Genomic DNA, 23,157 nt, shown 5'->3' on the forward strand with positions numbered 1-23,157 from the left:
GGAGATCACCCATCAAGAGTGACGAGAGGTGACAGCATGCCCAAGACGATGATCAAACTGACCGCACCCGGACTCGCCCTGACCGCCGGCCCGGCAGCCGCCAAGGACGACTTCTACCCCAGCACCGGCGGGTGAGCCCCGGGTGCCACTCTCTCAGCCGTGACTCCGGCGGCAAGTGCGACCGGCGGCGGCGAGTGGAAGACGTACGGCCCCTACAGTTTCGTGTTCGATCTTCAGAGCAGAACGTGCATGGTCTCCATCTCCGGCGGTGCCACCTATGAGGGGCCCTGTGCGGCAAGCGGCACGGCGGACGCGAGCAAGTGCCTCTTGAGGGGCTGGCGCATCGGATCCTGCAGCGATACAGGCGCCATATGTGATCAATACTGCAATGCCCCGTAGGTCACGTTCGTAGCTTTTCGCATCAAGGCCCCGGCGTCGTTTGATGCCGGGGCCTTTGTTTCCCGCCGCAAAGAGCGGGAACGGCCGTTGCGATTCTTGCGCCATCGCCTGCGGAGCATCGCCATGGCGCCACCTCGTCGGCATTGTCGGGGCGGTCACGCCCGGGATCAGTCCAGCGGGTCCCACGGGGTGGCGTCGTAGAAGGCGAGCAGCCGGGCCAGCGTACCGGCGTCCTGGCGCAGCGGGACGCCGTCGACCTCGCCGACCGGGACCACGCCGTGGGAGTTGCACAGGAACACCAGGTCGAAGCCCGGCAGGTCGGCGACCCTCAGCGGGCGGCGCTCCTGGGGCACGTCCATGCCCTCCAGCAGGCCCATGGCCGTGCCGTGCAGCATGGGCGCATCCGGCCACAGCAGGCGGCCGCCGGAGAAGCAGCCGACGTTCGTGATCGCGCCCTCGCTGATCAGGCCGTCGCCGGTGGTCAGCAGCGCCTCGTCGAAGCCCAGCGGCTCGGCGGCGCGCCGGATGTGCGCCTGGGCGAACCCGGCCGCCTTCTTGATGTGCGGCAGGTAACGCTGGAACGCGACGGCCGTGACGCGCTGCGGGCGCGTGGCGACCTCGGTGGGCGGGGCCGCGGTGGCCACCACGTGCGGGCGGCCGTCGTGCTCGACGACGTAGACGCGTACACCCGCGTCGCGCAGGTCGTCGCCGAGCACCGCCCGCACCGAGGCGAGCACCGCCGCGGTGTCGAGCCGGGCGCCGAACAGCTCCAGGTTGGCCGCCGCCAGCCGTTCCAGGTGCAGGGCCAGGCCGCGGGTGCGCCGGCCCCTGACCTGCATGGCGGTGAAGTGCCCGTAGCGGGCCTCCAGCGCGAAGCGCGCGTCGGCGTCGACCGCCCTGCCCTCGACCACCGCTCGTACGATCACGGAAGCGACGTTACCCCTTGCGGTAGACGGCCACGGACCAGCGGACCGGGCGGTTGCTGTCCGGGCCCCAGATGCCCGCTCTGACGGTGACCTTCACCGGCTTGCCCGCGGGGACGGAGAACTCGTTCATCGCCATCGGATACGGGCCGCTCTCCCACTGGCCGCAGGTCGAGGTCACCTCGCCGCCCTCCCCGCCCTCGATCAGGTACCTGAACCACATCCGCCGGGCCAGGTCACCGGCGCAGAGCGCCTCGATGCCGATCCGGCCGCCGTCGCCCCGGGCCGTGACCGTGAACGTCCTGGCCTGAGGCCACACCAGTTGCCGGGTGGCGCCGGCCAGGTCCCAGCCCGCCAGCCGCTTGGGGAACGGCTTCAGCGGCCCGGGCTCGACCGGCCGGCCGGGCGGGGTCCATTCGTAGACGGCCAGGCTCCAGACCGCCTCGTCGGGTTTCTGGGGCACGCACGGCCCGTCCTTGCCCTCGCGGACGCACCCCCAGCCCTTGGTGGCCGTGTCGAACGTGACCGTGATCCGGCCGGCCCCGCCGGGCACGACGAGCGGGACCAGCTCCATGTCCTTCGGGCACGAGGAGAGGGACTGGAAGGGCGCGACGTCGCCACCGGTCACAGAGATCGCCGGCGGACGGGCCCTGGGGCCGCCCTCGCACAGCGCGGCCACGTCCAGCGGCTTGCCCGAGACCGGGATCGTGACCGACGCCTTCGTCGTCCCCTCCGTCCTGATCGTCGCCGTGGCCAGCCGCCGGTAGCCGGTGCCGTCGTGGGCGGCGAACCGTTCCGGCAGCTCGCGCGCCGCCTTGACGGCCGGGGTCGCCGCCTCTTGCGGGGGGGCGGCGTCCCCCGGCAGCAGGGAGAACACGGTCACGGCCGCCACCACCGCCGCGGCGGCGGCCGTCAGGCCCCTGCGCCGCCGGGTCCGGCGCACGCGGCGGCGGATGTGCTCGGGGCGGGCCGGGTTCGCCGGGGCGGGACCCTCGGCCCGCTCCCGCAGCACGTCACGCAGGTCCTGCACGCTCATCGGTACTCCTTCACGATCGACTCGTCCACGCGCAGCTTGGCCAGCGCCTTGGCGGTCTGGCTCTTGACCGTCCCGTCCTGGCACCCGAGGATCCGCGCCACCTCCTGCACCGTCAGGTCCTCGTAGAAACGCAGCACGATCACCGCGCGTTGCCTGGCGGGCAGCCTGCCCACCGCCTCCCACAGCTCGTCGGGCCCGTGCCGGTCGGCCTTGGCGCCCTTCTCGGGCAGGGCGTCGCTCGGCAGCTCCGTCCGCCAGCGCCGCCGCCACCACGACGTGTACGTCGTCACGAGCACGCGCCGCACGTACGCCTCGGGCTCGTCGATGCGCGGCCAGGCGAACCACGCCTTGGCCAGGGACTCCTGCAGCAGGTCCTCGGCCGTCCCCCAGTCATGGGTCAGCAGGTACGCGGTCCGCAGCAACCGCTCGGACCGGGAGGCCACGAAGTCGTGGAAGAGCTTTCTGTCAGGCACACCGGTACTGACGCATCGTCGGCGACGTCAGGTTGCCCCGGCGCGCATGATCGTGAACGGCGCCAGCTCGCCCAGCCCGCGCACCGACAGCCGGTCGACCGCGCGCAGCCGGAAGGCCCGGTCGCCCTCCAGCTCCTCGGCCATCTCGGGGTCGGCCAGGATCGTTCCCGGCAGGGACAACGCGGTGAGCCGGCTGGCCAGGTTGACGGTGGTGCCGAACACGTCGCCCATGCGCCAGATCACCGGGCCGGCGGCCAGACCCACCCGCAGCTCGGGCATGTCCCTGCCGCGATGGGTCTCCACCAGGCGCAGCGCGATCTCGGCCGCCACGTGCGCCTTGTCGGCCACGAACAGCACCGAGTCGCCGAGCGTCTTGACCACCCGCCCGCCCGAGGACGTCACGACGTCGGCCGAGCGGCCCTCGAACCTGTCGACCAGCCTGGCCAGCTCGGTCGCCGTGATCTGCCTGCTGAGCCGGGTGAAGGCCACCAGGTCGGCGAACCCCACCGCCATGCGCACGGCGCTCATGTCCTGGTCGGCCAGGCGTCCGGCGGCGGCGGCGAGCTGGCGCTGCCAGGCGTAGACCAGCAGCCGCGCCAGGTCGGGCACCACCCGCTCGGCCCGCCGCCGCCAGGCCCGCGGACGCTCGGCCAGCGGCACGCCCGCCTGGTCGAGCGCCTCGGCGCCCAGCTCGGCCTGCGACTCGGCGAGCCGGGCCGTGGCCCGGCCGATCGAGCGGGCCATCAGCAGCATGTGCTCCTCGTCGTAGGCGCCGGAGCTGACCATCGCGAGCATGGTGCGCAGCGCCTCGACGTCGGAGTCGGTGAACTCGACCGCGTCGTCGGCCACGTTGGCGAACCCGAGCGCCCGCCACAGCCGGCGCGCGCGGTAGACCGGGACCCCGGCCATGTGGGCCACCTGGTGGCTGGTGTAGCGGCGCGGTGCGCGCAGGAACGCCTCCGCCACCCCGTCCGCGTCCTCGCGTGACACGCGTGCAACATAACACCCTGTGGCGGGCGTCACTCCAGGAGGGCGCGCAGGGCGGGCCGCTCGGCCTCGGGCAGGTGGACGGCGTAGTAGTCGTACATGGACCGGCGGAGCAGGCGCGCGGCCGAGGCCCCGTCGCCGGCCCGTACGGCGGCCAGCACCTCCTCGTGATGCCGGATGCTCCGCCGCATCAGCGACCCGCGGTCGGGCGCGTCGGCGATCTTCCCGGAGATCAGCCCCAGCACGACCGAGCGCACGACGTCGGTGCAGACCTGGATCAGCGTGTTGCCGCTGGCCGCCACGATCACGTCGTGGAAGGCCACGTCGGCGGCGCTGAAGGCGTCGTGATCGGAGGACACGGCGGCGCGCATGCCGGCGATGGCCGTCTCCATCTGCGCGAGCTGCTCCTCGGTGCGCAGCCGCGCGGCCAGCAGCACGGCCGAGGCGTCGAGCACCATCCTGAACTGCACCAGCTCGGCCAGTGACAGCTCGGCCACCCGTGCCAGGGTGGTCATCGACTTGTGTAAGGCGGCGGGGGAGAACGGCAGCACCTCCGCGCCGTTGGGATCGCCCGGCCGGGAACGCACCAGGCCGCGCGCCTGGAGCACGCGCAGCGCCTCCCGGATCGTGGAGCGCCCCACCGAGAACTGCACCATCAGCTCGCGCTCGCTGGGCAGCCGCGCACCGGGGCCCAGGGCCCCGCTCTCGATGGCCTCCTCGACCTGTTCCACGACCCGTTCGTAGGCGCGTACGGCGCGCACCGGCTCGAACCGTGCACCCATGGGAGCCCCCTTGACCCGGGCCGTCGCGGACTGGCAATGTGCGTAGCCTACTGGTCAGACCAGTGCACTAGCCAGGAGGCTGTAAGACATGAGGCGAATCGGAATCTGGATCGCCGTGGGCGGTCTCCTGCTGGTCACAGCCGCCTGTGGCGGCGGTTCCGGCTCGGGAGGTTCCGGCACCGGAGGCGCCCCCAAGGCGCAGTCCCTGTCCGTCGGGTTCGTGGCCGAGCCGGCCAACCTCGACTTCACCGCCACCGAGGGCGCGGCCATCCCGCAGGCGTTGCTGGTCAACGTCTACGAGGGCCTGGTCAAGCTCGACCAGGACGGTTCGATCAAGCCGCTGCTCGCCGAGAGGTGGACGGTCTCCGACGACCGGAAGACCTACACCTTCACCCTGCGCAAGGGCGTCACGTTCAGCGGCGGCGCGCCGTTCACGGCCGACGACGTGGTGTTCTCGCTCGGCCGGGTCGGCACCGACTGGAAGCTCAAGATCAAGTCCCAGCTCGACGTCATCGACAAGGTGGAAAAGACCGACGACTCCACCGCCGTCGTCACGCTCAAGCGGCCGAGCAACGGCTTCCTCTACGCCCTGGCCACCCGCCTCGGCGCCATGTTCAGCCGCACCGGCGTGGCCGACCTGGCCAACAAGCCCGTCGGCACCGGGCCGTACACGCTGGGGGCGTGGAAGCGCGGCGAGTCGATCCAGCTCGCCGCCAACCCCTCCTACTGGGGCGCCAAGCCGGCCCTGTCGGCGATCACGCTCAAGTACTTCAAGGACGCCACGGCGATGAACAACGCGCTGCTGACCGGCGGCATCGACGTCATCTCCGCCGTGCAGGCGCCCGAGTCGCTGCAGCAGTTCGCCGACCCGAACCGCTTCCAGACGGTCGAGGGCACCACCAACGGCGAGGTCGTGCTGTCGATGAACAACGCCCGGCCGCCGTTCGACGACGTCAAGGCCCGCCAGGCGGTCCGGTACGCGATCGACCACAAGGCGCTGCTGGACACCGCGTGGGCCGGCCGCGGCCAGCTCATCGGCTCGATGGTGCCGCCCACCGACCCCTGGTACGAGGACCGCACCGGCGACTACCCCTACGACCCGGCCAAGGCCAAGGAACTGCTGGGCGGCAAGGCGCTGACGGTCAAGATGCGCATCCCCAACCTGCCGTACGCGGTGGCGAGCGCGCAGGTCGTGAAGTCGCAGCTCGCCCAGGTGGGCATCACGGCCGACATCGAGCCGCTGGAGTTCCCGGCCCGCTGGCTGGACGTGGTGTTCAAGCAGGGCGACTATGACCTTTCCATCATCAACCACGTCGAGCCCCGCGACATGGGGATTTTTGCCGATAAATCGTATTACTTCCACTATGACAATCCCGAGTTCGGCAAACTCCTCGCCTCCGCCGACGCCGGCACCGAACAGCAGCAGACCGACGACCTCAAGAAGGCCGCCAAGCTGCTCTCGGACGACGCCGCCGCCGACTGGCTGTTCCTGTTCCCCAACCTGATCGTGGCGAAGAAGGGCGTCACCGGGCTGCCGAAGAACGCCATCGCGGAGTCCTTCGACTTCACCGGGCTCGCCAAGCAGTGACGCTCTACCTGCTCAAACGGCTGGCGGTGCTGATCGTGAGCGCCGCCGTCGCCGCCGTCGCGGTGTTCGCGTTCATGGCGCTGCTGCCCGGCGACCCGGCCGAGATCGCGCTCGGCGTCAACGCCACCCCCGACGCGGTCGCCGCGCTGCGCCGGCAGTTCGGCACCGACCGCCCGCCCGCCGCACAGTTCCTCGACTGGATCGGCGGCCTGGCCCACGGCGACTTCGGCGTCTCCTACGTCACCAGCGCGCCGATCGGCCCGCAGATCGGCGAACGGCTCGGCGTGACGGCCGTGCTGGTGCTCGGCGGCATGGTGCTGGCGCTCGCCGTCGCGGTGCCGCTCGGCACGTTCGCCGCCGTGCACCACCGCAACCCGCTCGGCGCGGCCGTCAGCGCGGTCAGCCAGCTCGGCATCGCCGTCCCCGCCTTCCTCGCGGGCATCCTGCTGGTGTTCGTGTTCGCGGTGAAGGCGCAGGCGCTGCCCTCCGGCGGGTACGTCCCGATCTCCGACAGCCCCCAGGAGTGGCTGCGCTCGCTGCTGCTGCCGTGGTTGTCGCTCGGGCTCGTCCAGGGGGCCGTGCTCACCCGTTACGTGCGCAGCGCCGTGCTCGACGTCATGCGCGAGGACTACCTGCGCACCGCCCGCGCCAAGGGCCGCGGCAGCACCGGCGCCCTGTGGCGGCACGGCCTGCGCAACGCCTCGATCCCCGTGGTCACCGTGCTCGGCCTGCAACTGGCCACCCTGCTGATCGGGGCGGTCGTGGTCGAGCGCGTCTTCGTCCTGCCCGGGCTCGGCGACCTCCTGCTCAACGGCGTCGCCGGGCGCGACCTGCTGCTCGTCCAGGGTGTGGTGATGGTGCTGGTGGCCGCGGTCCTGCTGATCAACTTCGTGGTGGACGTCGCCTACCGCCTGCTCGACCCGAGGCTGCGATGACGGGCCGGGTGAACGCCGCGCTGCTGACCGGCGGCGTGCTGGTCGGGCTGGTGACGGTGGCCGCGCTGGCCTCGTTCGTCTGGACGCCGCACGACCCCACCCTCGTCGACGCCGCCCGCAAGCTGCGCGACCCGGGCGGCGGCTACCTGCTGGGCGCCGACAAGTTCGGCCGCGACACCCTCAGCCAGCTCATGGTCGGCGCGCGCACCACCCTCTACGTCGGCGTGGTGGCCGTCGGCATCGCCGCCGTGCTCGGCGTGCCGCTCGGCGTGGTCGCCGGGATGACGCCGCGCGGCTGGCTGTCGGAGCTGATCATGCGGGTCAACGACCTCGTGTTCGCCTTCCCGGCGCTGCTGCTGGCCGTCATGCTGGGCGCGGTCTACGGGGCCGGCACGCTCACCGCCATGATCGCGATCGGGGTGGCCACCGTGCCCGCGTTCGCGCGGGTGGCCCGCGCCGCGACGCTCCAGGTCATGGTGACCGACTACATCCTGGCCGCCCGCGCCGCCGGCCGCCGCCGGGGCGCGATCGCCGTACGGCACGTGCTGCCGAACATCGCGTCCGTGCTGATCGTGCAGGCCTCGGTGTCGTTCGCGATCGCGATCCTGGCCGAGGCGGCGCTGTCGTTCCTCGGGTTCGGCACCCGGCCGCCGACCCCGTCGTGGGGGCGGATGTTGCAGGAGTCCCAGGAACTGCTCTTCTCCACCCCGCGCCTGGCGCTCTGGCCGGGCCTGGCGATCGCGCTCGCCGTCCTCGGGTTCAACCTGCTCGGCGACGGCCTGCGCGACCACCTCGACCCCAAGCTCAGGAGGATCCGTGCTGAGCGTTGAAGGGCTGTCCGTACGGGCCGGCGGGGTGGGGCTCGTGCACGACGTGTCGTTCGCGATCGGGCCGGGCGAGCGGGTCGGGCTGATCGGCGAGTCCGGGTCCGGCAAGTCGCTGACCGCGCTGTCGCTCATGGGCCTGCTGCCCGAGGGCGTCACCGCCTCCGGCGTGGCCAGGCTCGGCGGGCGCGACCTGGTCGGCGTACCCGAGAAGCGGCTGAAGGACCTGCGCGGACGCGAGCTGTCGATGGTCTTCCAGGAGCCGATGACCGCGCTCAACCCGCTCATGCGCGTCGGCGCCCAGGTCGCCGAGGTCATGACCCTGCACGGCGTCCCCCGCGCCGAGGCCGGGCGGCGCGCGCTCGTCCTCCTGGAACGCGTCCGGCTCCCCGAACCCGGACAGATCGCCCGCGCCTACCCCCACCAGCTCTCCGGCGGCCAGCGGCAGCGCGTCATGCTCGCCATCGCCCTGGCCAACGAGCCTGGGCTGCTCATCTGCGACGAGCCCACCACCGCGCTCGACGTCACCGTGCAGAGGCAGATGCTGGAGCTGATCGCCGAGGTCGCCCCCGCGCTGCTGTTCATCACGCACGACCTGGCGGTCGTGGCCTCCGTCTGCGAGCGGGTGATCGTCCTGTACGGCGGCCGCGTCGTCGAGACCGGGCCCATCCGCGAGGTCTTCACTCGCCCCCGCCACCGCTACACCGAGGGCCTGCTGGCCGCCTCCCGGCTCACCCCGCGCGGCACCAGGCTCCCCACCATCAAGGGCAGCGTGCCGCCCGCGGGCGCCTTCCCCGAGGGTTGCGTGTTCCGCAACCGCTGCCCGCACGCCACCCCGCGGTGCGAGACCCCGCCGGCGCTGACAGGAGACGGCCATGCCCACGCATGCTGGCACCCCGCCGACTGAGCCGCCGACTGGGCCGCCGACTGGGCCGCCGATCGAGCCGCCGATCGAGCCGCCGATCGAGCCGCCGGACGGGCCGCTGATCGAGGCCCGCCGGCTCACCCGCGTCTACCACCGCCCGCGCACCTCGCTCACCAGGCCGGGCGCGCCCGTCCACGCGCTGCGCGAGGTGTCGCTGACGGTCCGCCGCGGCGAGCGGTTCGGCATCGTCGGCGAGTCCGGCTCCGGCAAGTCCACGCTGCTGCGCCTGCTGTGCGGCCTCGACCGGCCCACCTCCGGGTCCGTCGCCTTCGACGGACGGGAGATCACCGGCCTGCCGGAGCGGCGGCTGCGCTTCCTGCGGGAGAACCTCCAGATCGTCTTCCAGGACCCGATGAGCTCACTCGACCCGCGCATGCGCGTGCGCGACCTGGTGGCCGAGCCGCTGGTCGCGCTCGGCCTGCCGGTCGGCACGCGGGTGCCCGAGCTGCTGGAGGAGGTCGGCCTGCCCGCCTCGGCCGCCGACCGCTACCCCCACCAGTTCTCCGGCGGGCAGCGGCAGCGCATCGCCATCGCCCGCGCGCTCGCGCCCCGGCCGAAGGTGCTGGTCGCCGACGAGCCCGTCAGCGCCCTGGACGTGTCCGTCCGCGGCCAGATCCTCAACCTGCTCGCCGACCTGGTGGACGAGCTGGGCCTGACGCTCGTGTTCGTCTCGCACGACCTGTCGGTGGTGCGGCACGTGTGCGAGACCGTGGCCGTCATGAGCGGCGGCGAGATCGTCGAGACCGGCCCGGTGGACGACGTCTGGGCCGCGCCGCGCCACCCCTACACGCGTGACCTGCTGCAGGCCGTACCGACCCTGGAGGGATTGTTGTGATCGACGTCGACGAGCGGGGAGTCGTGGAGTTCACGCAGGCCCTGGTGCGCATCCCCAGCACCAACGACCCCGCGCGCGGGCGCACCGAGCGGCCCGCCGCCGCGCTGGTCGAGGCCAGGATGCGCGAGTGGGGCTGGGACCCCGTCGTGAGCGAGGCCGCCCCCGGACGCCCCAACGTCGTCGCGGTGGTCGAGGGCGGCGGCGGCGACGGGCCGACGCTGATGTTCGAGGGCCACACCGACGTCGTCACCGAGGGCGACCTGTCCACCTGGACCGTCGACCCGTTCGGCGGCGAGATCCGCGACGGGCGGCTGTGGGGCCGGGGCAGCGCCGACATGAAGTCCGGCCTGGCCGCCACCCTCTACGCCACCCGCGCCCTCCAGCTCGCCGGCCCGTTCCCCGGGCGGATCAAGGTGTGCGCGCTGGCCGACGAGGAGGGCCTGATGATCGGCGCCCACCACTTCGTCGCCTCCGGGCTGGCCGCCGGCGTGGACGGCGCGATCGTCGCCGAGCCCGAGGCCGGGGAGATCTGCGCGGTGGCCAAGGGCGCGCTGCGGCTGCGGGTCGACCTCACCGGCAAGATGGCCCACGGCGCGATGCCGCAGCACGGCCGCAACCCGGTCCAGGCGGCCGGCACGCTGCTGGTCGCCCTGAGCTCCCTCCAGCGGGAGCTCCAGGAACGGCATCCGGCCCACGAGCACCTCGGCGAGGTGTACGTGACCCCGACCGTGGTCCGGGCGGGCAGCGAGGAGCAGGTCAACGTCATCCCCGCCACCGCGTCCGTCTTCGTCGACGTGCGGACGGTCCCCGGGCTGGAGCACAAGGTCGTGGCCGACCGGGTGGCCGCCCTCGCCGCCGCCTCCGACGGGATCGAGGCGTCGGTGTCGGTCCTGGTGGACCGGCCGCCGGTGGACGTGCCGGTGACCGACCCGGTGGTGGCCGCGCTGGCGGCGGCCCACCGCGCGGTGACGGGGGAGGAGCCGGTCTACGGTGGCGTGCCCGGCTCGACGGACGGGACCGTGCTCACCCACTGGGGCGGCATCCCCTCGGTCGTGTACGGCCCCGGCGGCAAGTGGATCGCCCACCAGGCGGACGAGTACGTCGAGGTCGCGGAGATCGTCCGGTGCACCCGGGTGTTCGCCGAGGCGGCGCGGCGCTTCCTGCACCGGGACTTCTGATGCTCGCCGAGCCCGCACCCGGGATGCGTCCCGGGGCGACGAACTCCCTGGTGGACGTGGCCGGGCTGCGCGTCGGGCACGCGCATCGGGTGGGCGGCGGCTACCGGACGGGCACGACCGTGGTGCTGGCCCCTCCGGACGGCGTGGTGGCCGGCGTCGACGTGCGCGGCGCCGCTCCCGGCACCCGCGAGACCGAGCTGCTCGACCCGCGCAACCTGGTCGAGCGCGTGCACGCCGTCGTGCTGTCGGGCGGCAGCGCGTACGGGCTGAGCGCGGCGTGCGGGGTGATGGAACGGCTGGCCGACGCGGGCATCGGGTTCCCGGTGGCGGGCGGGGTGGTGCCCATCGTTCCGGCGGCCGTCATCTACGACCTCGGGCGTGGCGGCGACTTCCGCGCCACCCCCGACGCGGCCCTCGGCGCCGCCGCCTACGACGCCGCCCGCCTCGCCCCTCCGGTCTTCCCCCTGCCCCGGCCCGCCGCGGACGATCCGTCCCCGCGCACCGCGTCCGCCTCCTTCTCCCGGGGGACGGGCGACGGCGGCGCCGCTCCGTACGCGACCGCGCCCCCCACGGCCGGCGGCTCCATCGGCGCCGGCGCCGGGGCGATGGCGGGCGGCCTGGCCGGCGGGGCCGGGACCGCCAGCGCCGTCCTGCCCGACGGCGTCACCGTGGCCGCCCTGGCCGTCGTCAACGCCGCCGGATCCGTCCTCGACCCCGCGGGCGCCACCCTGGCCGGCGTCCGCTACGGACTGCCCGGCGAGTTCGGCCACCTCAGCGCGCCGGACCCCGCCGAGGCCGGGGCGTGGCGTCCGGACAAGGTGACCTCGTTCAACACCACCATCGGCGTGGTGGCCACCGACCTCACCCTCACCAAGGCCCAGTGCGGCAAGCTGGCCGGGGTGGCCCACGACGGCCTGGCCAGAGCCATCCGGCCGGCCCACACCATGGTCGACGGCGACACCGTCTTCGGCCTGGCCACCTGCGCCCGCCCGGCCCCCGGCCCGGACGGCCTCCAGGACGTCCTGGCCGCCGCGGCCGACGTCTTCAGCCGGGCGGTGGCCCACGCCATGCTCGCCGCCACCGGCCGCGAGGGCGCACCGGCGTACCTCGACGTGTTCCCGAGCGCTCTGGGGGGAGACAGATGACCTGGCCGGACGGCCTGCCCATCGGCGACGGATGGGTCACCACCGAAGACGCCACCGACGTGGTCTTCCCCTACGACGGCTCTGTGGTGGCCCGCGCCCCGCTGGGCACCCCCGCCCACGCCGTCCGCGCCCTGGAGGCCGCGCTGGCCGTCGCGCCCGCCATGGCCGCGCTGCCCTCGCACGCCCGCCGCGCCGCGCTCATGACGGCGCACGACGCGCTCGCCGCCCGCCGCGAGGAGTTCGAGCGGCTGCTCGTCCTGGAGACCGGCAAGCCGCTGGTCGACTGCCGGGTCGAGGTGGCCAGGACGCTCGTCACCCTCGCCACGGCCGCCGAGGAGGTCGCCCGGCTGCACGGCGAGACCGTCCCGCTGGACCTGCTGCCGTCGGGGGAGGGGCTGGTCGGGTTCTGGACGCGGCGGCCGATCGGCGTCGTCGTCGGGATCACCGGCTTCAACTACCCGCTGCTCCTGGCCGCCCACAAGATCGCCCCGGCGGTCGCGGCGGGTTGCCCGGTGATCGTCAAGCCCGCCCCGGCGACACCCCTGGCCACGCTCCGGCTGGTGCACCTGCTCCGCGAGGGCGGCCTGCCGCCCGCCGGGGTGCAGCTCGTCACCGGGGACGTCGAGGTCGGCCGCACGCTGGTCGAGGACCGGCGGATCGGCGCGGTCTCCTTCACCGGCTCGGCCGCCGCCGGGCACGCCATCGCCCGTGCCGCCGCCCCCACCAAGGTGCTGCTCGAACTCGGCTCCAACGCCGCCCTCGTGGTCGCCGCCGACGCCGATCTGGAGGCCGCCGCCGACGCCGTCGTGCGCGGCGGCTACTACGCCTCCGGCCAGGCGTGCATCGCGGTGCAGCGGGTGCTGGTGGAGGAGCCCGTACGGGCGGAGTTCCTGGCGCTGCTGGCCGCCCGCGTCAAGGACGTCACCGTCGGCGACCCGCGCCTGCCCGAGACCCGCGTGGCCCCGCTGATCGACGCCGCCGCCACGGACCGCGTCCTGGAGTGGATCATCGCCTCGGGCGCCGAGGTGGTCGCCGGCGGGGTGCGGGAGGGCCGGGCGATCGCGCCGACGGTGCTCTCCGGCGTGCCCGACGGCGCCGCGGCCTGGGACGAGGAGATCTTCGGCCCGGTGGTGTGCGTACGCGCGGTGCCCGGCCTCGACGCCGCCTTCGAGGCCGTCAACCGCTCCCGCTACGGCCTGCACGCCTCCGTCTTCACCCGCTCGCTGGCCACCGCCTTCACCGCCATAGACCGCATCGAGGCCGGCGGCGTGGTGGTGAACGAGGTGCCCGGCTTCCGGGCCGACAACATGCCGTACGGCGGCGTCAAGGACTCGGGCACCGGCCGCGAGGGCCCGAGGTTCGCCATCGAGGAACTGACGGTGACCAGAATGGCGATCATCCGCCCCTGACGGCCGGGACGCGAGTAACAGTTTGACGGAATGTCTTTACGTTCTGGCATCGGTCGCGTTGTATGGCGCGCATGGTGGAGATCACGCGCAGAGCGGTGTTCAAGGCAGGTGCGGCAAGCGCTTTCCTGACGGCCGGCGGCCCGATGGCGGCCGCGTCCGCGGCGGACGGGCCGGTCGGCGAGGGGATGACCGGCGAGGCGCTGGAGCAGCGGGCCATGGCGATGGACCCGCCGGTGTTCCTGCTGGAGAGCGCCGTCCCGCCGCACTTCGCCGCCGGGACCGGCTCCACGTTGTCGATCAGCGACCGGGTCGCCGTGTGCGGGACGAGGTCGCTGCGGTGGGAGCACGCGAGCCGCGACGTGATCACCGTGCGCGCGCCGCTGCGGTGGGCGCCCGACCCCTACCGGCTCGGCGACGACCAGGCGTGGCAGGGGCTGGTGGACGCGTTCTGCGTGTGGGTGCACAACGCCGAGCCGGTGGACGACGTGCTCAGGTTCGAGTTCGGCCGGGGTGAGCGCACCGACCTGTGGTTCGAGTTCCGGCTCGGGTTCAGCGGGTGGCGTACGGCGTGGGTGCGGTACGCCTACGACATGCACGGCTGGCCGCACCCCGACATGGACACCCTGCGGATCGTCGCGCCCCGCAGGGCCGGGACCCTGCACCTCGACCAGCTCATGCTCAACGTGCCGCTGCGCCCCGACGCCCCCTGCCGCGACCACCAGCTCCCGGACATCGCCCCCGAGGGCGACGAGTACGACAATCAGCACTGGCAGGCGCTCCACCGCTTCGACCGGCTCCTGGAGACCGTCAGGCCCGACGCCTCGCCCCCGTCCGCCGGCGAGCTGGCCTCGCTGCGCGCCCTGCACACCCGCTACCACGACGAGTACCTGATCGCCCAGGTCAAGCCGGACCTGCCGGGGCTGACGGCCCAGGTGGCCGCCCTGGAGGGCCGTCCCACGCACGCCTACCAGTCGCAGATCTACCCGGCCGGGATCGCCGCCGAGCTCAAGGCGTTCGTGAACCCGGTCACGCTGCGCGCCTGCACCGACCTGATGAAGACGATCGCCCAGGCCCACCAGGCCGCCCCCGCCGACCGTCCGGCGCTGGCCGCGCTCTACCTGCGCCTGGTCGCCCACCTGCGGGAACAGGGCTGGACGAAGGGAAGTTGCCAGGGCACCATCCACCACCTCGGCTACGACGTCCGCGGCTTCTACGACTCCGTCTACCTCATGCGGGACGCCCTGCGCGAGGCGGGGGAGTTGCAGCGGGTACGAGCGGACCTGGAATGGCTGAGCGGACTCGGCCGGATCTTCCGCGGTTTCGGCTTCCGGATGGCCCGGGGCAGCATGATGGACCTGTACAACACCACGGTCCGCGGCATGCTGGCGGCCGTGCTGCTGCGCGACGACGAGGCCGGGCAGGTGGCGTACCTGCGGGCGCTGCGCGACTGGCTGAACGCCACCCTCCTGCCCACCGACGGCATCCAGGACGGCATCAAGGTGGACGGCACCGCCTTCCACCACGTCGGCTTCTTCCCCGACTACGTCCGCGACGGCTTCGCCGGGCTCGCGCCGCTGGTCTACGTGCTGCACGGCGGCTCGTTCGCGATCTCGGAGGAGGCGTACGGGTGGCTGCGCAAGGCGCTGCTCGCACAGCGCGTCTACGCCAACAAGAACCACTGGCCGATCTCGATCAGCGGCCGCAACCCCGGCGGCACGACCGCGCTGTCGATCGTCCCGTTCGAGTGGCTTGCCCCGATCGACGATGAGATCGCCGGCGCTTTCCTGCGCCTGCTGCCCGGCAGCCCGACCGAGCGGCAGAAGGAGCTCGCGGCCCGGCTCGCCGCGCGCGGCATCGTCGCGGAACCGGCTCCGACCGGCGCCTGGGCGCTCAACTACGCCGCGCTCGCCGTCCACCGCCGCGACGAATGGCAGATCACGGTACGCGGCCACAACCGCTACCTGTGGAGCACCGAGATCTACGTCGGCGCCAACTGGTACGGCCGCTACAACACCTACGGCCAGATCCAGGTCCTGCACCGCGGAAACCCCGTCACCAACCAGGACAGCGGCTACGCCCAGCCCGGCTGGGACTGGAACCGCCGCCCCGGCACCACAGTCATCCACAAACCGCTCGAACAGCTCAAGGGCGACCTGACCGGGGCGATCGAGGAGATGCTCCTCACCGACTCCCGTTTCGCCGGAGCCTGCACCATCGACGGACGCAACGCCCTGTTCGCCATGGACCTGCACGGACACCCCAAGTACGACGGCACCCACCGGGCCCGCAAGTCGGTGTTCCTGTTCGACGACCGCGTCGTGGCCCTGGGCACCGGCATCACCAACGACGACACCGCGGACGAGACCGAGACCACGCTCTTCCAGACCCGGCTCCCGAACAGGACAGCGCCCACCGTGGTGGACGGCACGCCGGTCACCGCCTTCCCCCACCAGGCGCTCGACGGCGGGCCGCGCTGGCTGCTGGACGAAAGGGCATCGGCTATTACCTGGCCGCCGGGCAGAAGGTGGCCCTGACCCGCTCGGCCCAGACCTCCCGCAACAACGCCACGGAAGAGCCCACCGGCGGAGACTTCGCCACGGCCTGGATCAGGCACGGCACCGCCCCTCGGAACGGGACGTACGAGTACGCGATGGTCGTGAACGCCACGGCCGAGCGGATGGCCGGCTTCGCCGCCGCGATGGGGGACGCCGCGCGGGCTCCGTACCAGGTGCTGCGCGCCGACACGGCCGCCCACGTCGTCCGGGACCGCGAGACCGGCATCACCGGGTACGCGGTGTTCGAGCGCACCAGCCTGGAAGGTCCGGTACGCGAGGTCGACACGCCTTCGATGCTGCTCGTCCGGACGGAGGGCGAGACGCTGGTCCTCGCGGTTTGCGATCCGGACCTGCGCCTCTACGGCGGGATCGACCACGACCAGTACGAGAAGGGCCGCTACGTCGGGCACTACAGCCCGTGGTCGCGGCCCTGGCTGGCGAGCCCCAGCCACCCGCACCGGATGCGGGTGACCCTGGACGGGCGATGGCGGGTCGATGCCGGCCTGCCGTGCCGGGCCAGGATCACCGGGCCGCGCACGGTCCTGGAGTTCGAGACCGTGCACGGGCAGCCGGTGCAGGTGCGGCTGGAACCCGCGACCTGACCCGGACGGAGGCGGGGGGCCGCCCCCGCCCGGGCGCTCACCACCCGTGGCCGGGACGCCACACGTCCCGACCACGGGCCGCTTCACGCCGCCCAACGGACGCGATGAGTCACGCCGCTCGACGGACGTGACGTCGCACGCCGCTCATCGGACGTGACGTCGCGCGCCGGTCAGCGGGTGTGGTGGTCGAGTTCCGTACGGACCTCGTCCAGGTGGTGCCGGACCACGGGGGCGCCGTCGCGCGCCAGGTCCCGCACCCAGCCGGAGTGACCGTGCCGCAGCTCGCGCCTGATCAGCGTGAGCGTCTGCTCGTGCGCCTCGGTCTGGAGACGCAGCCACGCCCGGTCGAACCGGTGACCGGAACGGCGGGCGAGCACCGCGTCCAGGCTGTCGCGCTGGGCGGCGCTCGGCGCGTCCGGCAGGCCGACGCGCAGCCGCCGGGCGACCTCGCGCAGCCGGGCGTCGAGCTTGCGGTGGTCACGGATCAGCCGCCAGGCGATCGCGCGCACGTCCCTGTCGTGCGCCCTGCGGAGCGCGGCCTGGCCGGCCGCGATCTCGGCGAGATTGCCGCGGTGCGCCTGCCGCAGGTACGCCCGGTCCTGGGCCGAGGCGTGGAACGCCTGGACGGACAGGGCGGTCGCGGCGCCTGGCGCGGCCACCGGCCGGACGGCGCCGGCGGCCTGGGCCGCCGTGGGCCCGGTCGCGGCCTGGGCCGCGGTGGGGGTGGTGGCGGACACGGTCAACGCCAGCACGGCCGCGATTCCCGCGGGTGCTAAGTGGCTCCGTGCTGTTCTCATGAGTCCCTCCCTTCAATGGGACCCGTGCCTGCTGCCCCCTTCGGTCGGGAGTATTCACCTCAATTCGGAGGATCGAAACGGCCGTCCACGGCGGTCCAGCCGCCGTCCACGTACAACACCGAGCCCGTCACGAAGCTCGCCGCGTCGCTCGCCAGGTAGACCACCGCGCCCGCCATCTCGGGCGCGGTGGCCCACCGGCCGAGGGCGCTCTTGGCGGCGTACGCGGCGTACCAGTCGGGGTTGTCCTTGATCTGCCTGGTCAGCGGGGTCTCCACGACGCCGGGCGCGATGGCGTTGACGCGCACGCCGTGGGGGCCGAACTCGGCCGCCGCCGTCCGCAGCAACTGCACCAGCCCCGCCTTCGTGGCGGAGTAGACGCCCTGCCCCGGCTCGGTCACCGACGCCCGGATCGAGGCGAACCCGATGATCGACCCGCGCCCCCGCTCCACCATCCCGGCGCCGAACGCCCGCACCACGTCGAACGAGGCCCGCAGGTTCAGCCCCACCACCCGGTCGAACTCCTCGCCGGTGTAGTCGAGCAGCCGCTTGCGCACGTTCGTCGCCGCGGTGAACACCAGCACGTCGGCCGGCTCCTCGGCGGCGGCCGCCCGTACGGCGTCGGCGTCCAGCACGTCGAGCAGGCGCGCCCGGCCGTCGCACCCGGCGGCGGTCTCCTGGGCGGCGGCCAGGTCCCGGTCCGCGCACACCACGGAGGCCCCATGCGCGGCCAGGGCGGACGCCGCCTCCCTGCCGATCCCGCTCCCGGCCCCGATCACCACGGCCCGCCGCCCGTCGAGGCGGAACAGCGCGTCATATCCCGTCATGCTGGAGAACACTAGCGACTGGTCAGACCAGTACACCAGGTTCCGCCGATCCCGTCCGCCCGCACGTCGCGGAACCGTCGGTGCCGCCTGTCAGGATGCGGGCCATGACGACCATCGCCGGTTTCTGGGACGCCGCCGCCGACTCCTTCGACGACGAAGCCGACCACGGGCTCCGCGACCCCGCGACCAGGGCCGCCTGGGCGGCGCGGCTGGCCGAGTGGGTGCCCGCAGGGCCGCTCGACGTGCTCGACCTCGGCTGCGGCACGGGCTCGTTGTCGCTGCTCCTGGCCGCCCGGGGCCACCGCCTGACCGCCGTCGACCTCGCCCCGCGCATGGTCGGGCGGGCCCGCGCCAAGCTGGCCGCCACCGACGCCGTGGTGCTGACCGGCGACGCGGCCGACCCGCCCGTCGGCGACAGCCGCTTCGACGTCGTGCTGGCCCGTCACCTGCTGTGGACCATCCCCGACCCGGAGGCGGCGCTGACCCGCTGGGTGTCGCTGCTGCGCCCCGGCGGCCGGCTGGTGCTGGTGGAGGGCCGCTGGCAGAGCTCCGGCGAGCAGTCCGGCTACGTGCCGGGCGAGCGCCTGCCCTGGATGGGCGGCGTCACCGCCGTCAACCTGACCGCCGCCCTCCGCCCCCTGGTCGGCGACCTTCAGGTGCATCCCCTTCCCGACCCGGCCCTGTGGGGCAAGGAGATCACCGACGAACGCTACGCGGTGGTGGCGATGCTCTGAGCGGGTGTCGGAGGGGTGCGCGGAACACAGCGGTGGCGGCGGCCTTACGATGGGCCCCTTCGTCAGGAGAGGGGCGGGCACAGTGGCGGGCACAGGGGTGGGCACGACGTTCGAGATCGCCGGTGAGCTGCGGGTACGCCGCCTCGGCTACGGCACCGCCCAGCTCACCGGCCCCGGCTACTGGGGCCCGCGTCTGCCGTCCGCCGAGGCGGTCGCGCTGCTGCGCCGGGCCGTCGAGCGCGGCGTCACGCTCCTGGACACCGCCGACAACTACGGCCCCGGCGTCGCCGAGGAGCTGATCGCGCGGGCCCTTCATCCGTACCCCGGCGAGCTGGTGCTGGCCACCAAGGGCGGCGTGGTCCGTACGGGGCCGGACACGTGGCATCCCGCCGGACGTCCCGAGGACCTGCGCGCCATGTGCGAGGCGAGCCTGCGCCGCCTGCGCACCGAGACGATCGACCTCTACCAGCTCCACCGCATCGACCCCGCGGTGCCGCTCGCCGATCAGCTCGGCACGCTCGCCGAGCTGCGCGAAGAGGGCAAGATCCGGCACATCGGGCTCGACACCGTCACCCTCGGCCAGCTCGACGAGGCGCTGACGATCCTGCGGCCGGCGTCCGTGCAGAACCGCTTCAACGTGCTGGACCGGGAGTCGGAGCCGGTGCTGGCGCGGTGCGAGGAGCTGGGCATCGCGTTCCTGCCCTGGTTCCCCCTCGGCAACGGCTCCCTCGCCACCGGGGCGGGCACGGCGATCGAACGGGTGGCCGCCCGGCACGGCGCGACGTCCGGGCAGGTGGCGCTGGCCTGGCTGCTGCACCGCTCCCCGGTCGTCCTGCCCACGCCGGGCACCGGCTCGCCCGCTCACCTGGAGGAGAACCTGGACGCCGCCGACCTCGCCCTAACCGACGAGGACATGCACGCCCTGAAGTGATCCACCCGAGGCCGGGCACACGCCGGCCGAGCCCGTCCCGACCGCGCGGGCCCCCTCGCTGAACGCGTTCAAAAGCCCGGAGTAGTGTCGACCGGGTGAAGACGGTGATTCCCGGAGGCACCGGGCAGGTCGGCGAGATCCTCCGCCGGGCGCTGACCGCGGCCGGACACGACGTCGTGATCCTGACCCGGCGGCCGGCCCGTCCGGGCGAGGTCGCCTGGGACGGCGAGACCCCGGGCGCGTGGACGCGGAAGATCGACGGCAGCGACCTCGTGATCAACCTGGCCGGGCGGAGCGTGAACTGCCGCTACACCCCGGCCAACCTGCGGGCCATGATGGATTCGCGGGTGCGCTCCACCCGGGCCGTCGGCCGGGCGATCGCCGCCGCCGGGCGCCCGCCCCGGGTCTGGCTGCAGATGAGCACCGCCACCGTCTACGCCCACCGCTTCGACGCGCCCAACGACGAGGCGACCGGCCTGATCGGCGGCGACGAGCCCGGCGTGCCGGGCTACTGGGGTTACAGCGTCGAGATCGCCAAGGCGTGGGAGCGGGAGCAGGAACGGGCCGAGACCCCGTACACGCGCAAGGTCGGCCTGCGCACCGCCATGGTGATGAGCCCCGATCGTGGCGGCGTCCTCGACGTGCTGCTGCGCCTGACCCGGCTCGGCCTCGGCGGGCCGGTCGCGGGCGGCGCCCAGTACGTGTCCTGGATCCACGACCGCGATCTCGTCCGCGCGGTCGAGTTCCTGGCCGGGCGGGACGACCTGAGCGGACCGGTCAACCTGGCCGCCCCTGGGCCGCTGCCGCAGGCCGCGTTCATGCGGGCGTTGCGGTCCGCCTGGGGCGTGCCGGTGGGCCTGCCCGCGACGCGGTGGATGGCCGAGTTGGGCGCGTACGCGCTGCGGTCCGACACCGAGCTGCTGTTCAAGAGCCGCCGGGTCGTCCCGGGCCGGCTCCTGGAGGCGGGTTTCGCCTTCGAGCACCCCGAGTGGCCGGAGGCCGCCGAGGAGCTCGTCCGGAGAGTGCGCCTCGGCCGGAGGGGCTGACCCGCGACGGCGACCGGGCAGGTCGGGGGGAGACGCGGGCGGTCGTAAGGCGCCTTACGATATTCTCATGATCAGTTACAGCGAGCTGGAGGAAAGACTGGGCGTCCCGATCGGGGTCGAGGAGGCGCGGTCCCGATGGGGGGCGCTGGTGAGCGCGGCGGGCGAGGGGCAGGTCACGCTGATCACCCGGGAGCGCTGGGAGTGGGCCGCCCTGGTGCCGCTGTCCAAGGTTTCGGGGGTGCTGGCCGGGTTGCCGGTGGTGTCGTTGTCCACGGGCAAGGCCAAGCTCGGCGACCTCGTCCGGCAGGTCGCCGAGCCGTACGACGACAGTCCCGTGCTGCTGGCCCGGCACCGGACGCCGGTCGCCGCGCTGATCGCGGCCACCCGCCTGCTCGGTCCCCGGGTGGGCGAGCAGGTCGCGCCGCCGGGGGCGGGCGGCGCCGACGCGCTGCTGCGCGACGGCTGCACGGTCACCCTGAGCCGCCATCCGACCGGGTCCGGCGTGATCGCCGTGGCCCGTGACCGCGACGGCGGCGAAGTGGCCGTCGGCACCGGCGACACCCTGGAGCAGGCCCTGCGCGCCCTGAACTGAGCGCCCCAGGCCGCGCCTGACCGGGGGCACCGACATGCCTGTGCGCGGACGGGATCTTGACAATCGACTGGCCGCCCTCTTTCCTAGAGGAAGATTCTAGAAAGAGTGGCGCATGAACCTTCAGGCGGTCCGGTGTGACTGAGTGCCCGTCCAAGGCCGTCGTGTCGGAGCCGGTCGTGGGGGCGGCGGCGGAGGAGGACGAGGCCGCCCGGCTGCGGTACGCCTGGCGAGCCGTCTCGGTCACCAGCCTCGGCATGTTCCTGACCGGGCTCAACTCCAGCTCGCTCAACGTCGCCCTGCCCGCCGTCGTCGCGCACTTCCACGCCGACGCCTTCCTGGCGAGCTGGGTGCTGCTGGCCTACATGCTGGTCAGCTCGGTCGGGCTGGTGGTGTTCGGACGGGTGGCCGACCTGTTCGGCAGGCGCGGCACGTACCTGCTGGGGTTCATGGTGTTCACCGCGGCGAGCCTGGCGGCCGGGTTCTCGCCCTCGATCGAGCTGCTGCTGGCCGCCCGCGTCGCCCAGGCGTGCGGCTCGGCCATGATCCTCGCCAACAGCTCGGCCATCCTGGCCGGCGCCTTCCCGCCGGCGCGGCTGGGCCGCGGCATGGCCGTCTACATGGCCATCATCTCCGTGGCGGGGCTGGTCGGGCCGTCGTTCGGCGGGTTCCTGGCGGGTGCGGCGGGCTGGCGGTGGGTCTTCTGGTTCAACGTGCCCGTCGGCGTCGCGGCCATCGTCTGGGGCGCCGTCACCCTCCGGCCGGTGCCGAGGGGGCCGCGCGAGCGGCTGGACCTGCCGGGGATCGTCCTGCTGTTCACCTGGCTGAGCGGGCTGCTGCTGGCCCTGTCGCAGGGCAGCTCGCTGGGCTGGCTGAGCCCGTGGGTGGTGGCGGGCGGGGTGGCGTTCGCGGCGGCGGCGCCGGTGTTCGCGCTGGTCGAGTGGCGCAGCCGCACGCCGCTGCTCGACCTGCGGCTGTTCGGCGACCGCGGCTTCGCGCTGGCCAACCTGGCGGCCGTGCTCAACTCGCTCGGGCAGTTCTCGATCGTGCTGGTGATCTCGCTGTTCCTGCAGTCCACCCGGCAGTTCGAGCCCGCCCAGGCGGGGCTCGCCGTGCTGCCCGTCTCGGCCGCCTCGGCCCTGACCTCGCTGGTCGCCGGGGCACTGACCGGACGCTTCCATCCGCGTACGGTGGCCGTGGCCGGATCGGCGCTGAGCGCGGCGGGCATGGCGGTCATGCTGGCCGCGCTGGACCCGTCCGTGCCGTATGCCTGGCTCGGGACGGCGCTCGGGCTGGTGGGCGCGGGCAGCGGGCTGTTCATCACGGCCAACACCACCGCGATCATGATGGACGCGCCGCAGAACCGGCTCGGCGTGGTCAACGGCGTACGGCTCATGCTGGTCAACGTCTCGACCGTGATCAGCACCGCCATGTCGCTGGCCATCGTCGCCGCGTCCGTGCCGGCCGCCGAGCGGCACCTGGTCTACGCCGCCGACCCGTCCCGGCTGTCCGGCGTGGCCGACGTGCTGCAGGACGGTTACCGGCTGGCGGTGACCGTCCTGCTGGTGCTCGCCGTGGCGGCCACGGTGGTCACGGCCGTGAGCCGGACGGGGGCCCGCCGGGCGGCGTAGTGGCCCGGC

22 protein-coding genes are annotated in these 23,157 nt (G+C 73.5%); 15 read left to right on the forward strand and 7 right to left on the reverse strand.

All coding sequences use genetic code 11. The features are described from left to right. Positions 1–566: 566 nt before the first annotated feature. Genes ACWCSU_RS22205 through ACWCSU_RS22225 form a run of 5 tightly spaced genes read right to left on the reverse strand, consistent with a single transcriptional unit; the run spans position 567 to position 4,600 of the window. Positions 567–1,325 carry an aminotransferase class IV gene (locus ACWCSU_RS22205; protein WP_449937133.1) on the reverse strand — a complete coding sequence of 253 codons (759 nt, stop codon included), beginning with the start codon at positions 1,323–1,325 and terminating at the stop codon, positions 567–569. A gap of 10 nt (positions 1,326–1,335) precedes the next feature. Then, positions 1,336–2,358, reverse strand: a complete 1,023-nt coding sequence (locus ACWCSU_RS22210; RefSeq protein WP_449937134.1) for a hypothetical protein — start codon at positions 2,356–2,358, stop codon at positions 1,336–1,338. Then, the gene (locus tag ACWCSU_RS22215; RefSeq protein ID WP_189645413.1) at positions 2,355–2,831 is read right to left on the reverse strand and encodes a SigE family RNA polymerase sigma factor; all 477 of its coding nucleotides are present in this window, start codon (positions 2,829–2,831) and stop codon (positions 2,355–2,357) included. The genes ACWCSU_RS22210 and ACWCSU_RS22215 overlap by 4 nt, the downstream gene beginning before the upstream one ends. Before the next feature lie 27 nt (positions 2,832–2,858). Further along, the gene (locus ACWCSU_RS22220; protein WP_357706599.1) at positions 2,859–3,821 is read right to left on the reverse strand and encodes an adenylate/guanylate cyclase domain-containing protein; all 963 of its coding nucleotides are present in this window, start codon (positions 3,819–3,821) and stop codon (positions 2,859–2,861) included. Positions 3,822–3,850: 29 nt separating this feature from the next. Then, positions 3,851–4,600 carry a FadR/GntR family transcriptional regulator gene (locus ACWCSU_RS22225; protein ID WP_449937136.1) on the reverse strand — a complete coding sequence of 250 codons (750 nt, stop codon included), beginning with the start codon at positions 4,598–4,600 and terminating at the stop codon, positions 3,851–3,853. Positions 4,601–4,688: 88 nt separating this feature from the next. Between ACWCSU_RS22225 and ACWCSU_RS22230 the strand changes: the two genes are divergently transcribed. The 10 genes from ACWCSU_RS22230 to ACWCSU_RS22275 all read left to right on the forward strand — a co-directional run bounded on the left by ACWCSU_RS22230 (position 4,689) and on the right by ACWCSU_RS22275 (position 16,596). Continuing rightward, positions 4,689–6,188 (forward strand): ABC transporter substrate-binding protein, encoded by a 1,500-nt coding sequence (locus ACWCSU_RS22230; RefSeq protein WP_364103231.1) that lies wholly within the window; start codon positions 4,689–4,691, stop codon positions 6,186–6,188. Further along, positions 6,185–7,123: an ABC transporter permease gene (locus ACWCSU_RS22235; RefSeq protein WP_449937139.1), complete on the forward strand. Its 939-nt coding sequence runs from the start codon at positions 6,185–6,187 to the stop codon at positions 7,121–7,123. The genes ACWCSU_RS22230 and ACWCSU_RS22235 overlap by 4 nt, the downstream gene beginning before the upstream one ends. Next, complete coding sequence (locus tag ACWCSU_RS22240) at positions 7,120–7,953, forward strand: ABC transporter permease (RefSeq protein WP_357706590.1); 834 nt, start codon at positions 7,120–7,122, stop codon at positions 7,951–7,953. Before ACWCSU_RS22235 ends, ACWCSU_RS22240 begins: the two co-directional genes overlap by 4 nt. Beyond that, on the forward strand, positions 7,940–8,854 hold the full coding sequence (locus ACWCSU_RS22245; protein ID WP_357706587.1) for an ABC transporter ATP-binding protein: 915 nt from the start codon (positions 7,940–7,942) through the stop codon (positions 8,852–8,854). Before ACWCSU_RS22240 ends, ACWCSU_RS22245 begins: the two co-directional genes overlap by 14 nt. Further along, positions 8,823–9,707, forward strand: coding sequence for an ATP-binding cassette domain-containing protein (locus ACWCSU_RS22250; RefSeq protein ID WP_449937141.1), 885 nt, complete (start codon positions 8,823–8,825; stop codon positions 9,705–9,707). The genes ACWCSU_RS22245 and ACWCSU_RS22250 overlap by 32 nt, the downstream gene beginning before the upstream one ends. Further along, complete coding sequence (locus tag ACWCSU_RS22255) at positions 9,704–10,885, forward strand: M20 family metallopeptidase (RefSeq protein ID WP_357706583.1); 1,182 nt, start codon at positions 9,704–9,706, stop codon at positions 10,883–10,885. Before ACWCSU_RS22250 ends, ACWCSU_RS22255 begins: the two co-directional genes overlap by 4 nt. After that, positions 10,885–12,030: a P1 family peptidase gene (locus tag ACWCSU_RS22260; protein ID WP_357706581.1), complete on the forward strand. Its 1,146-nt coding sequence runs from the start codon at positions 10,885–10,887 to the stop codon at positions 12,028–12,030. Before ACWCSU_RS22255 ends, ACWCSU_RS22260 begins: the two co-directional genes overlap by 1 nt. Further along, entirely contained in the window at positions 12,027–13,439 is a 1,413-nt protein-coding gene (locus ACWCSU_RS22265) for an aldehyde dehydrogenase family protein (RefSeq protein WP_449937144.1), read from the forward strand. Before ACWCSU_RS22260 ends, ACWCSU_RS22265 begins: the two co-directional genes overlap by 4 nt. Before the next feature lie 71 nt (positions 13,440–13,510). Further along, entirely contained in the window at positions 13,511–15,973 is a 2,463-nt protein-coding gene (locus tag ACWCSU_RS22270) for a chondroitinase family polysaccharide lyase (protein WP_449937145.1), read from the forward strand. Beyond that, on the forward strand, positions 15,964–16,596 hold the full coding sequence (locus tag ACWCSU_RS22275; RefSeq protein ID WP_449937147.1) for a polysaccharide lyase beta-sandwich domain-containing protein: 633 nt from the start codon (positions 15,964–15,966) through the stop codon (positions 16,594–16,596). The genes ACWCSU_RS22270 and ACWCSU_RS22275 overlap by 10 nt, the downstream gene beginning before the upstream one ends. 170 nt (positions 16,597–16,766) lie before the next feature. Here the strand turns inward: ACWCSU_RS22275 and ACWCSU_RS22280 are convergent, their stop codons facing one another. Continuing rightward, positions 16,767–17,393 carry a DUF4142 domain-containing protein gene (locus ACWCSU_RS22280; protein WP_449937148.1) on the reverse strand — a complete coding sequence of 209 codons (627 nt, stop codon included), beginning with the start codon at positions 17,391–17,393 and terminating at the stop codon, positions 16,767–16,769. Positions 17,394–17,452: 59 nt separating this feature from the next. Continuing rightward, positions 17,453–18,217 (reverse strand): SDR family NAD(P)-dependent oxidoreductase, encoded by a 765-nt coding sequence (locus ACWCSU_RS22285; RefSeq protein WP_357706571.1) that lies wholly within the window; start codon positions 18,215–18,217, stop codon positions 17,453–17,455. Between the two features lie 104 nt (positions 18,218–18,321). Here ACWCSU_RS22285 and ACWCSU_RS22290 point away from each other — a divergent pair, with 104 nt between their 5' ends. From ACWCSU_RS22290 to ACWCSU_RS22310, 5 genes are all read left to right on the forward strand, one after another. Next, positions 18,322–18,951 (forward strand): class I SAM-dependent methyltransferase, encoded by a 630-nt coding sequence (locus tag ACWCSU_RS22290; protein WP_449937149.1) that lies wholly within the window; start codon positions 18,322–18,324, stop codon positions 18,949–18,951. A gap of 82 nt (positions 18,952–19,033) precedes the next feature. Next, positions 19,034–19,882: an aldo/keto reductase gene (locus ACWCSU_RS22295; protein ID WP_449937150.1), complete on the forward strand. Its 849-nt coding sequence runs from the start codon at positions 19,034–19,036 to the stop codon at positions 19,880–19,882. Positions 19,883–19,977: 95 nt separating this feature from the next. After that, positions 19,978–20,928, forward strand: coding sequence for a TIGR01777 family oxidoreductase (locus ACWCSU_RS22300; RefSeq protein ID WP_449937151.1), 951 nt, complete (start codon positions 19,978–19,980; stop codon positions 20,926–20,928). A gap of 67 nt (positions 20,929–20,995) precedes the next feature. Then, entirely contained in the window at positions 20,996–21,520 is a 525-nt protein-coding gene (locus tag ACWCSU_RS22305; RefSeq protein WP_357706565.1) for a type II toxin-antitoxin system Phd/YefM family antitoxin, read from the forward strand. Between the two features lie 134 nt (positions 21,521–21,654). Next, positions 21,655–23,148: a DHA2 family efflux MFS transporter permease subunit gene (locus tag ACWCSU_RS22310; RefSeq protein WP_449937153.1), complete on the forward strand. Its 1,494-nt coding sequence runs from the start codon at positions 21,655–21,657 to the stop codon at positions 23,146–23,148. Positions 23,149–23,157 lie beyond the last annotated feature (9 nt).

The sequence above is a fragment of the Nonomuraea sp. NPDC001699 genome, from assembly GCF_053596455.1.